The organism is Humibacter ginsengiterrae, from assembly GCF_054780115.1.
The window spans coordinates 242,029-253,852 of record NZ_BAAGWY010000004.1; the positions used below are offsets into that span (position 1 = coordinate 242,029).

13 protein-coding genes are annotated in these 11,824 nt (G+C 68.4%); 2 read left to right on the forward strand and 11 right to left on the reverse strand.

Features of this window, described 5'->3' with window-relative positions:
- Window positions 1–4: 4 nt before the first annotated feature.
- From ACYVII_RS07460 to tilS, 9 genes are all read right to left on the reverse strand, one after another.
- Window positions 5–412, reverse strand: coding sequence for a helix-turn-helix transcriptional regulator (locus ACYVII_RS07460; RefSeq protein WP_460533522.1), 408 nt, complete (start codon window positions 410–412; stop codon window positions 5–7).
- Window positions 413–493: 81 nt separating this feature from the next.
- Window positions 494–970 carry a DUF3180 domain-containing protein gene (locus ACYVII_RS07465; protein ID WP_460533377.1) on the reverse strand — a complete coding sequence of 159 codons (477 nt, stop codon included), beginning with the start codon at window positions 968–970 and terminating at the stop codon, window positions 494–496.
- Window positions 967–1,479 (reverse strand): 2-amino-4-hydroxy-6-hydroxymethyldihydropteridine diphosphokinase, encoded by a 513-nt coding sequence (gene folK, locus ACYVII_RS07470; RefSeq protein WP_460533525.1) that lies wholly within the window; start codon window positions 1,477–1,479, stop codon window positions 967–969. The genes ACYVII_RS07465 and folK overlap by 4 nt, the downstream gene beginning before the upstream one ends.
- Before the next feature lie 17 nt (window positions 1,480–1,496).
- Window positions 1,497–1,931 carry a dihydroneopterin aldolase gene (folB, locus tag ACYVII_RS07475; RefSeq protein ID WP_460533380.1) on the reverse strand — a complete coding sequence of 145 codons (435 nt, stop codon included), beginning with the start codon at window positions 1,929–1,931 and terminating at the stop codon, window positions 1,497–1,499.
- Entirely contained in the window at window positions 1,928–2,773 is an 846-nt protein-coding gene (gene folP, locus ACYVII_RS07480; RefSeq protein ID WP_460533383.1) for a dihydropteroate synthase, read from the reverse strand. The genes folB and folP overlap by 4 nt, the downstream gene beginning before the upstream one ends.
- A complete protein-coding gene (gene folE / locus ACYVII_RS07485; RefSeq protein WP_460533386.1) occupies window positions 2,770–3,342 on the reverse strand; it encodes a GTP cyclohydrolase I in 573 nt (190 codons plus the stop codon). Before folE ends, folP begins: the two co-directional genes overlap by 4 nt.
- Window positions 3,343–3,428: 86 nt before the next feature.
- A complete protein-coding gene (ftsH, locus tag ACYVII_RS07490) occupies window positions 3,429–5,435 on the reverse strand; it encodes an ATP-dependent metallopeptidase FtsH/Yme1/Tma family protein (RefSeq protein WP_460533389.1) in 2,007 nt (668 codons plus the stop codon).
- A 189-nt stretch (window positions 5,436–5,624) separates the two neighbouring features.
- The gene (gene hpt, locus ACYVII_RS07495; RefSeq protein WP_460533392.1) at window positions 5,625–6,176 is read right to left on the reverse strand and encodes a phosphoribosyltransferase; all 552 of its coding nucleotides are present in this window, start codon (window positions 6,174–6,176) and stop codon (window positions 5,625–5,627) included.
- 29 nt (window positions 6,177–6,205) lie between these two features.
- The gene (gene tilS / locus ACYVII_RS07500) at window positions 6,206–7,231 is read right to left on the reverse strand and encodes a tRNA lysidine(34) synthetase (RefSeq protein ID WP_460533395.1); all 1,026 of its coding nucleotides are present in this window, start codon (window positions 7,229–7,231) and stop codon (window positions 6,206–6,208) included.
- Between the two features lie 234 nt (window positions 7,232–7,465).
- On the opposite strand from tilS, the gene ppa reads away from it, so the two are divergent.
- Window positions 7,466–7,957, forward strand: coding sequence for an inorganic diphosphatase (ppa, locus tag ACYVII_RS07505; RefSeq protein WP_460533398.1), 492 nt, complete (start codon window positions 7,466–7,468; stop codon window positions 7,955–7,957).
- A 77-nt stretch (window positions 7,958–8,034) separates the two neighbouring features.
- Entirely contained in the window at window positions 8,035–8,940 is a 906-nt protein-coding gene (bla, locus tag ACYVII_RS07510; RefSeq protein WP_460533401.1) for a class A beta-lactamase, read from the forward strand.
- A gap of 30 nt (window positions 8,941–8,970) precedes the next feature.
- Here bla and ACYVII_RS07515 read toward each other — a convergent pair whose 3' ends face one another.
- Complete coding sequence (locus ACYVII_RS07515) at window positions 8,971–10,479, reverse strand: C40 family peptidase (protein ID WP_460533404.1); 1,509 nt, start codon at window positions 10,477–10,479, stop codon at window positions 8,971–8,973.
- A gap of 17 nt (window positions 10,480–10,496) precedes the next feature.
- The gene (locus ACYVII_RS07520) at window positions 10,497–11,768 is read right to left on the reverse strand and encodes a peptidoglycan DD-metalloendopeptidase family protein (protein ID WP_460533407.1); all 1,272 of its coding nucleotides are present in this window, start codon (window positions 11,766–11,768) and stop codon (window positions 10,497–10,499) included.
- Between the last annotated feature and the right edge of the window lie 56 nt (window positions 11,769–11,824).

Consider the following 11,824-nt stretch of genomic DNA (forward strand, 5'->3'; position numbering starts at 1 on the left):
AACGCTAGGCGGATGCCTGCACCGAGGCTTCTCCGAAACTGCTCTCCTCGAGGTGCGCGCGTCCGTCGGCCCGCCGCGGCCTGGTCAGCACCATGGTCTGGCACGAGGCGAACGCGTCCAGCTCCTCGTGGCTGCGTGCGCGGTACGCGGACGGCGTCTCCCCGACCAGCTCGGTGAAGCGCGACGAGAAGGAGCCGAGGCTCGTACATCCGACAGCGAAGCAGACATCCGTCACGCTGAGATCGCCGCGACGCAGCAGTGCCTTCGCACGCTCGATGCGACGCGTCATGAGGTAGGAGTACGGCGTCTCGGAGTACTCGTCGCGGAACCGCCGGCTGAAGTGCGCGGGCGACATGAGGGCCGTCGCCGCGAGTGCCGGCACGTCGAGCGGCTGCGCGAATTCGCGGTCCATGCGGTCGCGCGCCTTGCGCAGCCGCCGCAGCTCGTCCAGGTCGATTCCCACGACTCCAGTGTGCCGCAGTAGACCGCGCCTCTAAACGGGGGCGTGCTCCGCGTGCTCCGCCTTCTCGTCCTTGGGCGGCGGCAGCGTGCAGAAGTACTCGGCGATGAGTCCGCCGACCAGCAGGATGATCGCGCTCACCGCGGCCACGACGCTGAGCCAGACGGAGTCCGACGTGGGCGGCACCGGCCGCGTCAGCACGTAGACGACGACGCCGATCCCGGTGCCGGTGAGCAGGCCGCCGACGAGGCTGCACGCCTTGGCGAGCACGGCGATGCGCATCGCCCGGAACGGGTCGACGTGCACCTTCACCTTGCTGCGCACCGCCCTGCGGATCGGGATAGCCAGCAGCACCACGATCACGCCGATCGCGACGAGCGTGATCGACAACGAGATCGGCGGAATGAGCATGGCCGCTCCCGCCGCGACGAGCGCGATCTCGAGAAGGTAGCCGATGCCGACGCCGATCAGGCCGAGCGCGATCAGCGCGGCTGGTCCGGTGCGCCTCACGATGCGCCTCCGTCCGCGGCGCCACCTGCGGCTGCCCTCAGCTCGGCGAGCAAAACATCCACCCGTCCCAGTCCAGGCAGCTCGGCATCGGGGTCGACGTCGAGCCAGGGCGCGAGCACGAACTCCCGCTCGGATGCCCGCGGGTGCGGCAGCGTGAGCCGCTCGTCGTTCACCTGTCTTCCGCCCATCGCGATGAGGTCGAGGTCGAGCGTGCGGTCGCCCCAGCGCTCCACACGTACGCGGCCGTGGGCATCCTCGACGCGGTGCAGTTCGTCGAGCAGCGCGTGCGGGTCGAGCGCCGTCGAGACGAGCGCCACACCGTTGAGGTAGCGCGGCGCGTGCGCATCGACGCCGTCCAGGCGAACCGCGGCGGTCTCGAGGAAGGGAGAGACGGCATCCAGTCGCACGCCCGGCGACTGTGCGAGGTCATCGAGCGCGGCCCTGATGGTCGCCTCCCGGTCGCCCAGGTTGCTTCCGAATGCGATCACCGCGGGCTCCAGCGGGCGCATCCGCTGCGGCTTCGCGATCACGACAACGCTCCCTCTGCCGTGCCGGCAGAGCCGGCCGAACGGACCGCATCCGCCGGTCCAGCAGCATCCGCCCATGCGCGGTCGCGCACCACCGTGACGGCGACATCTGCGAACGGCACCGCGATCGGCGCGTTCGGCTTGTGCACGGTGACCTCGGTGCGCTGCACCGGGAACGACAGCACGACCCGTGCGACGCGCTCCGCGACGGTCTCGATGAGGTCCACCGGATCCGATGCCACCGACGCTGCCACTGCCTCCGCCAGCTCGCCGTAGTGCACGGTGGCGGCGAGTTCATCGCCGCGCGCAGCAGGTCCGAGATCGAGCCAGGCGATCACGTCGATCACGAACTCCTGGCCCTCGGCGCGCTCGAAGTCGAAGACGCCGTGATGGGCGCGCACCCGGATGCCGGTCAGCGTGATGCGGTCGCTCATGACCCCATCCTCTCGCCATCCGAAGACAGTGCGGCCTCGTCGCCGGGCTCGTCACCCGCCCAGGAGCGCACCACATCAAGCGCGATGCGGGTGGAGACCACGTCGTGCACCCGCACGCCCCACACGCCGTCGCGCGCGGCCAGTGCGGCGATGACGGCGCTGGGCAGGTCGCGGTCCTGTGGAGTCGCGCCCTCCCACATCAGGTCGGCCAGGAAGCGCTTGCGGGATGCCCCGAGCAGCACGGGCAGGCCGGCGGACTCGAACTCCCGAAGGTGACGCAGCACATCCCAGTTGTGCTCCGAGTTCTTGGCAAATCCCAGGCCCGGATCGACGATGATGCGCTGTGCCGCAACGCCCTGTGCCTCCAGAGCGTCCACGCGACGGAACAGCTCCTCGCGGATCTCGCGCGCGGCATCCGTGTAGGTGGCGAGGTCGTTCATGCTGCGGCTGTGACCGCGCCAGTGCATCACCACATAGTCGACTCCGCGTTCGGCCACGAACGGGCCCATCGCCGGGTCGGCCAGGCCGCCGGAGACGTCGTTCACGATCTGCGCTCCGGCGTCCACCGCCGCCGTGGCCGTCTCGCTGTTCATGGTGTCGATGCTGACGCGGATGCCCCGCCCGGCCAGCTCGCGCACCACAGGCAGCACCCGCCCCAGCTCGGCCGGAACGGGCACCCGTTCGGCGCCGGGACGCGTGGACTCCCCGCCAACGTCGACGATGTCGGCGCCCTGCTCGGCGAGCTCCACGCCATGCGCGATGGCGGCATCCGTCGACGCCCAGCGGCCGCCATCGCTGAAGGAATCCGGCGTGACATTGAGCACGCCCATGATGCGCGTCACGCGACTCCCCGGCCGATCAACGCGATGAGTTCGGCACGCACGACGGGATCGCTCAGCTCGCCACGGCTCGCGATGGTCACGGTGGAGGCGTTCACCTGCCTGGCGCCCCGCGTCGTGACGCAGGCGTGCGTCGCATCCAGCACGACGAGCACGCCGCGCGGGTCGAGGCCCTCCACGAACGTGTCGGCGATCTCCTCGGTCAGTCGCTCCTGCAGTTGAGGGCGTGCGGCGAGAATCTCGACCACCTTCGGCAGCCGTCCGAGGCCGACAACGCGATCCCTCGGCAGGTAGGCGAGGTGGGCGACACCCATGAACGGCAGCAGATGGTGCTCGCACATCGAACGGAAGCGGATGTCCCGCAGCAGCACGGTCTCCGCGTCGCTGTCCCCGAGCGGTACCGTCTCGCGGAGAGGCTCGATCGGGTCGAGCGCAAGACCGCCGAAGTACTCCTGGTAGGAGTCCGCGACCCGTGACGGCGTCTGCTTCAGACCCGGGCGGGTGACATCCTCACCGATGGCGGCGAGTAGTTCGACCACGGCCGCTTCGATCCGTTCACGGTCGATGCCCATCGCGCCTCTCTCGGAACGGGTCGTGGTGGAAGAACGTGTCGTGGGCGAGCGGGCGCAGGCCCCCACTGACGTGAGGGCCCTGCACGCTACGCCGTCGCCGGGCGCGGCTTGATCTGACGCGAACGCTTCGGCTTGCCCGGGGTCGAGTCGACGTCGCCGTCCACGACGCCCGGGTCGATCGGAGCGGTCTCGGGCTCGGGGAACGCGATCGGCGGGATGTTCGGGGAGACGCGGTTGTCGGCCGACACCCACTCCGGACGCTCCGGCAGCTTCTTCACGTTCTTGAAGATCTCGGCGATCTGGTGGTGGTCGAGCGTCTCCTTCTCGAGCAGCTCGCGCGCCAGGTGGTCGAGGATGTCCCGGTTGTCGTTGATGACCTGCCACGCCTCGTCGTGCGCCTTCTCGATCAGCGCGCGCACCTCGGCATCCACCCGCTCGGCGATGCGCTCCGAGTAGTCGCGCTGGTGGCCCATGTCGCGACCGAGGAACATCTCACCCGACGACTGGCCCAGCTTCACGGAACCGATGTCGGCACTCATGCCGTACTCGGTGACCATCTTTCGGGCGATCCCGGTCGCCTTCTCGATGTCGTTGGACGCACCCGTGGTCGGGTCCTTGAACACCGTCTCCTCAGCGACACGGCCGCCCATGGCGTACGCGAGCTGGTCGAGCAGCTCGTTGCGGGTCACCGAATACTTGTCTTCGAGCGGGAGAACCATCGTGTAGCCGAGGGCGCGACCGCGCGGCAGGATCGTGATCTTCGTCACCGGGTCGGTGTGCCGCATCGCGGCCGCCGCGAGCGCGTGGCCGCCCTCGTGGTACGCGGTGATCAGCTTCTCCTGGTCCTTCATGATCCGGGTGCGGCGCTGCGGACCGGCGATCACGCGATCGATGGCCTCATCAAGCGCGCGGTTGTCGATCAACTGCGCGTTCGACCGCGCGGTGAGCAGTGCAGCCTCGTTGAGCACGTTGGCCAGGTCGGCGCCGGTGAAGCCCGGCGTCTTGCGGGCGACGACCTCGAGGTCGACTCCGGATGCCAGCGGCTTGCCTCGTCCGTGCACCTCGAGGATCTTCTTGCGGCCAAGCAGGTCGGGCGCATCCACGCCGATCTGACGGTCGAAGCGGCCGGGACGCAGCAGCGCCGGGTCGAGGATGTCTGGCCGGTTCGTCGCCGCGATCAGGATGACGTTGGTCTTGACGTCGAAGCCGTCCATCTCCACAAGCAGCTGGTTCAGCGTCTGCTCGCGCTCGTCGTGCCCGCCGCCGAGACCGGCACCACGGTGGCGGCCGACTGCGTCGATCTCATCGACGAAGATGATGGCCGGCGCGTTCTGCTTGGCCTGGTCGAACAGGTCGCGCACACGGCTTGCGCCGACGCCGACGAACATCTCGACGAAGTCGGAACCCGAGATGGAGTAGAACGGCACGCCCGCCTCGCCGGCGACGGCGCGTGCGAGCAGCGTCTTGCCTGTTCCGGGAGGGCCGTACAGCAGCACGCCCTTGGGGATGCGTGCGCCGACCGCCTGGAACTTGGCCGGCTCCTTGAGGAAGTCCTTGATCTCCTGCAGCTCTTCGATCGCCTCGTCGCTGCCGGCGACGTCGTCGAACGTGACCTTCGGGCTCTCCTTCGAGACTAGTTTCGCGCGCGACTTGCCGAACTGCATGACCTTGTTGCCGCCGCCTTGCATGCCGGAGAGCATGAGCCAGAAGAACGCTCCGATGAGCACGACCGGCAGCAGGATGCTCAGTGCCGACAGCCACCAGCTGGGCTGCGGGACCTGGTCGTTGTAGCCCTTCGGCAGATCGGCGTTGTCCACCGCGTTCACCACCGCTGCACCACGCGGAGCCACGTAGTAGAACTGCACGGCGGTGCCGTTGTTGCCGTCCGCCTTCTTCAACGTCATGTCCACGCGCTGATCGGTGTCCACGATCGTCGCCTCGCTGACCTTGCCGTCCTTGAGCAACTCGAGGCCGTGCTCGGTGCTGACGGACTTGTAACCGTTCATCGTGATCAGGCTCGAGCCGATCCACACGATGATGACCGCGAGCACGATCCACAGAATGGGGCCACGGAAGATCTTCTTGAGGTTCATGGTGCTGTCAGGGTACCGCCACCGCGCTGAGGGCCGTCTGCGTGTTCGCCGACGGCGTTCGCAGTGTTTCATTTGTGCGCCGGTCCCCGCCCGGCGCACCGCAGTTGGCCTTTCGCATGGTTGCGTTTGTTTCGCCGGCGAAGCCGCCGAAACGTGGAGCGTCTTGCGTTGCGGCCGACCGAATCCGCCTTACTCGTAGACGTGCGGGGCTAGGATGCCGACCGAGCGCAGGTTGCGGTAGCGCTCCGCGAAGTCGAGCCCGTACCCCACCACGAAGTCGTTCGGGATGTCGAATCCCACGTACTTGACGTCTACCGTGACCTTGGCGGCATCCGGCTTGCGCAACAGTGCGCAGATCTCGACGGATGCCGGCCCGCGCGAAACGAGATTCTCGCGCAGCCAGGAAAGGGTGACGCCGGAGTCGATGATGTCCTCGACGATGAGCACGTGCCGATCGGCGAGCTCGGAGTCGAGGTCTTTCAGGATGCGCACGACACCGCTCGACTTCGTGCTGGCGCCGTACGAGCTCACGGCCATCCAGTCCATGTTGATCGGGATGCTGAGCGCCCGCGCCAGGTCCGCCATCACCATCACGGCGCCCTTCAGCACGCCGACCAGGAGCACATCTTTGCCCGCGTAGTCCGTGTCGATCTGCGCCGCCAGCTCGTTCAGGCGCTCGTGGATCTGCTCCTCGGTCACGAGCACGGTCGTGAGGTCGCCCTCGATGTCTTCTGGCAGCATGCAGACCATCCTCGCATCATGGCGGAGGGTCAGTGGTCGTGCGGCAGCACCTCCGTCGACCCCGTCGTGGAGAACACGAGGTGGCCGCCGGAGCGAGCGGCACGGATGCCCCCCGGAAGGTCCAGGGGCTTCTGACCGTGCCAGTCGGTCACCAGTCGTGCGACGGCGAGAACGTGCACACGCTCCAGCGCGACGCCGAACTCGCTGTGCACGACGAAGCGGATGATGCGGTTGCGCAGAGCCGTCGGGTTCGCCTCGAGTGCCCGCACCGACACCGCGATGCCGGCTTCGGCCGGCTCGCAGATGTCTTCGATGACCTCCTCGATCATCTCGTCGAACGCTTCGGCGTCTTCCCGCAGCTGCTCGGCCGTGCGTGCGAGCGCCTCCGCGACACCGGGACCCAGTTCGCGTTCGAGCACCGGCAGCACGTCGCGCCTCACGCGCACGCGCGTATAAGAGGGGTCGAGGTTGTGCGGGTCGTCCCACGGCGTGAGCCCCGCATCAAGGCACGCCTGCCGTGTCGTCTCACGGCGGATCCCGAGCAACGGGCGAAGCACGGTTCCGGATGCCGGCGCCATCCCTTGCAGGCTCGCCGCCCCAGAACCTCGTGCCAGCCCGAGCAGCACGGTCTCCGCCTGATCGTCGAGCGTGTGCGCGAGCAGCACGTGCGAGGCATCCGTCTCCCCCAGCGCCTCGGCGAACGCCTCGTGTCGCGCCTCGCGTGCTGCGGCTTCCGGTCCGCCCGTCGTTCCCACCTCCACGCGCTTCACGAGCACAGGGTCGAGCCCGAGGGCCAGCGCCTGCTCGCGTGCGCGGTCGGCGGTCTCGGTCGAGGCATCCTGCAGCCCGTGATCCACGACGACGGCGCCCACCCGGATGCCCGCACGCGGCCCCTCGAACGCCGCTCCCGCCGCCAGCGCGAGCGAGTCGGCGCCGCCGGAAAGACCTACGAGCACGAGCCCGCCGGGCTGCACCGTGGATGCCAGGACCTCCCGCACCGCGCGGCGCACGTCGGCGATGGGCGGGGTGAGGCGCGGGCGGCGGGTCTCGGTCACGCCTCCACGCTATGCGGCATGCCCGCCGTCCGTAACTCCTGCTCGCCGCACGCGACCGCCCTCCCGGCCCGCGACTCCTCGAAGCGTTGGGCAGCGACGGGTCCCTTCCTGCAGGAGTTATGAACCGGGGGGAATCGGGACGGCTCGCACTAGCCCGCTAGATTGGTACGCGCGTGTCCGCTGGCGTGATCGCCGGGCGCGGGCATCCCACCGGCATCCCACGAATGGAGCACCATGGCCGACTACGACGCCGTCATCGAGATTCCGCGCGGCAGCCGCAACAAGTACGAGGTCGACCACGAGACCGGTCGCGTGTACCTGGACCGCGTTCTCTTCACGAACTTCAGCTACCCGACCGACTACGGGTTCTTCGAGAACACGCTCGGCGAAGACGGCGACCCGCTCGATGTGCTCGTGCTGCTGGACTACCCGCTGTTCCCGGGTGTCGGAGTCAAGGTGCGACCGGTCGGGGTTCTGCACATGAGCGACGAGGCAGGCGGCGACGACAAGATCATCGCCGTGCAGTACAAGGATCCGCGGTGGACGCACATCCAGGACGTCGACGACATCCCCGAGTACACGAAGAAGGAGATCCAGCACTTCTTCGAGCACTACAAGGACCTCGAGCCGGGCAAGTGGGTCAAGGTGGATGCCTGGGGCTCCGCCGCCGATGCCGACAAGCTCGTGCAGGAGGCCATCGCGCGGCTCGCCGAGCAGGGGCACTGATCCCGGGTCGCGCTGCAGGGGCGGCCGATCCGCCTCGAACGGATCGCCGCGCTTCTCCACGTCGACCGGCCGGGATTGTGGCAGCGGTAGCCGTCGCGCTCCTGCTGAGTGGATGCGCCGCGGAGCACGGCGCCGCACCACCTACGCCGAGAGCGACCTCGACGCCATCGCCGTCGCGGTCCGCGCTCGACACGGGGGCACTGAACGGCGAACTCGCGGCGCTCGAGCAGCAGTACGGCGCACGAGTCGGCATCCGGATGCTCGACACGGGCACCGGCCAGACGTACGGCTACCGAGACTCCGAGCGCTTCGCGCTCGACTCGACGAGCAAGCTGTTCACGTCGGCCGCGGTGCTGCAGCACGCGACGGACGCCCAGCTCGCCGCGATCATCCACTATGACGCCTCCGACCTGCAGTCGTATTCGCCCATCACGTCGCAGCACGTGGATGACGGCATGCCGCTCTCGGATGTGATCGCTGCCGCGCTGCAGTACAGCGACAACACCGCCGCGAACCTGCTGTACGAGCAGCTGGGCGGGCCGGCATCCGCGCAGGAGCGCGTTCGCTCGTGGGGTGACGCCGTGACGAACCTCGACCGCACGGAGCCCGATCTCAACTCGGCGGTGCCGGGCGATCCGCGGGACACCTCGACGCCCGAGCAGGTCGCGACCGACCTGAAGAGCATCCTGCTCGGAAGCACGCTGCCGGCGAAGCGTCGCGATTTCTTGGTACAGACGATGCTGGGCAACACGACGGGCGGCACGTACATCCGTGCCGGCGTCCCGGTGTCGTGGCGCGTCGCCGACAAGACCGGCAACGGTGGTTACGGGTCGCGCAACGACATCGCCGTGCTCTATCCGCCGCAGGGCGAGCCGATCGTGCTCGCCGTTTACACCACGCGCAGCACCGCGGATGCCACCTCGAACGACGACCTCATCGCGACAGCCACGAAGGACGTCGTCGCCGCTCTGAACCTGGGATGACTGTGCCGAGGATGACTGCGCTGCAGGCGCCTACGCCGATGGGCGAGCGACGTAACCGACCGGCGAGCCCCAGAGCCCCTCGACGGCGAGCGGTTCACCGTAGTCGCGCGCGGCGATGATCTGGTTGTTCCCCAGATAGATCGCGACGTGGTAGAGATCGCCGCCGTCGGCCCAGAAGATGAGATCACCACGCTGGCGCTGGCTGAACGGCACTAGTTGACCATGGCTGGCGGCATAGTCATACTGCAGGCCGACGCTGTGCCCGCCGATGTAGATGCCGGCGGCGCTGTACGCCATCATCGTCAGGCCGGAGCAGTCGTAGTACACGGGTCCTGCCCCGCCGAGATCGTACGGCGCACCCTGATGCGCGTACGCATAGCCGATGGCGGTCTCGACCGCGCTGGTGTTCGGCGAGCCGACTCCCCCGCCACCGCCCGAAGGCGCCGATGATCCGCCTGAGGAGGAACCGCCCGAAGACGAACCAACCGAGGACGAACCACCAGAGGAGGTACCGCCCGCCGACGCGCCGCCCGACGACGACCCGCCCGAGCCGGCGGCCTGACCAACCTGAGGTGCAGCTGATTGCTGTGCAGCCTGTGCGGCCTGTGCAGCCTTCTGCTGTTTGATAACCACGCCCTGCGCGTACTGCTGCGCTACCTCGACCGACGTGTTCTGCAGCGTCGCGAGCTGCGACACCAGCTCCGTCTGCTTCGTCTGCTGGTCCGCGAGCGCCGCCTGCGCTGCCGACGCGGCATCCTTCGCCTTCTGCAGATCGGATGCCGCGGCATCCGCCAGGACCTTCCGCGTCTTCTCCGCGGCCGCGGCTTGGTCCGACAGCGACGCCGCCGTGTTCTTGTCGGTGACCGCTTGCTTGTAGATCGCGCTGGACTGCTCGGTGAGCTGGCTCATGGTGCCGAGCTGGTAGAGCAGTTTGTCGGAGGCATCCGTGTCGCCGCCCGAGAGCAGCAGGTTCACAGAGGAGTCGCCGCCGGTCTTGGCCAGATGGGATGCCAGCAGCCCCGCCCGCATTGCCGAGGTCTTGGCCGTCTTGGCCGCGGCCTTCGCCTTGTTCTGCAGATCGGATGCCTTCGACGTCGCGTCGTCGAGCTTGGCCTTCGTGAGGAGGTAGGCCTCTGCGGCCTTGTCCGCGGCGACGCTCGCGGCATCCGCCTGCTTCTGCAGGTCGCCGATGAGGCCGGTGATCTTGTCGACGAGCGACTGCTGGTCGGCCACGTTCTGCTTGGCCTGCTGAACGTCGTTCCAGCTGGGGTAGTCGTCCGCGTGCGCTGGCGGTACCGCGATGCCGATGGCCCCGGTCATGACGCCGACTACCGCCGCACTCATCGAGAGCGGTACCAGCGATGACGTACGGTTCGTGGCGCGCTTGCGCTTGGCGCCGTCGTCGACATCCGTGACCGGATGCCCTGCGGGACCCCACACCGACGCCCGCTCCCGCTGGCGCCGCTCGGCCTGCAGGATGTCGTTCTCGCGTCGCAGCCGCTCGGCGCGCGCGGTCTCGTTCGGCGATTCGGTTGCCATATCGCCCCCCGCGATACTCAGGTGAGGGGTGCGCCGTGGCTTGCCATGAACGGGATCGGGTTGATCGCGCTTCCGCCTTGCCGCACCTCGAAGTGCAAGTGGCAGCCGGTCGAATGTCCGGTCGAGCCGACCCGGGCGATCGGTTCACCGGCGCCGACCCTCTCGCCATAGCTGACGAGAATGCCTCCGCTCACGATATGTCCATACCCTGTTGAAATGCCACCCCCGTTATCGAGGAGCACGAAGTTGCCGTAGCCGCCGTTCCACCCGGCGTAGGTGACGACGCCGTCGTGAGCGGCGTGTATCGTGGCGCCGCATCCGCTGCCGATGTCCACTCCTTCGTGGAAGCTCGTGCAGCCGGAACAGGGCGAGACTCGCCATCCGAAGTAGTCGGTGATCGGTCCTCCGACGGGCACCGCCCAGCCCTGGGGGCCGACGTTCCCGCCGGCTAGCGCCGCCGCTGCCGCCGCCTCCGCAGCCTTGCGGCGCGCCTCGACGCCTGCCTCGTAACCGGCCACGGTCTTTGCCGTCGTGTCCTGCAGCGCCGCCAGCTGAGCCTGCAGCACCACGGATTGCGCCTGCTGCGTGGCGAGGGCTTGCTGCGCAGCCTGGGCTGCGGCGACCGCCTTCTTGTAGGCGGCATCCGCCTCCGTGCGCAGCTGCTCGCGCTCCGTGCGCGCCGCATTGGCCTGGTCGCTCATCGACTTCGCCGTGTTGCGCGCCTGCTCGGCCTGCTGATAGATGCCGCTCGTGTTCTCCACGAGCTTTGAGGCGGATCCGAGGTGGTCGAGCAGCTTGTCAGCATCCTTCGCGCTCTTCGATCCGCTGAGAAAGAGGTTGGCCGTGAGGTTACCGCCGCCGGAGCGGTAGAGCTCGGCCGCGAGGCGTCCTGCCTGGGTGGTGGCGTCATCCGCCTTCTTCTGTAGTCCGGATGCCTGCGACTGCAACGTCTGCGCCCGCTGGTCGGAGACGTCGAACTTCTGTTGCGCCTCCGCGAACTCGTTGCCGGCTTTGACCGACTCCGCCTGGGTCTGCGAGACCTGCGTCTCGAGGTTGGCGATGAGTCCCTGGATCTTGGTCACCTCGGCCTGAGCGGCAGCCTGATTGGACTTCGCGTTCTGCACGTCCTGCCAGCTCGGATAGTCGTCGGCGTGCGCGGGAGCCGCGACGCCTCCGACGAGCACGAGGCCCGCGATCGCGATCAGCGCGCGGGTTGCGAGGCGGGCATCCGGTCGCCGGAACGCTCGCCTGAAGCGCACGCGTCGTCGCGTACGGTCGTCTCGCGTCATGGCTCTTCCTCGTGTGCGGTCGCGGGGGTGCGCCGGCGGGGTACTCGAGCGACTGT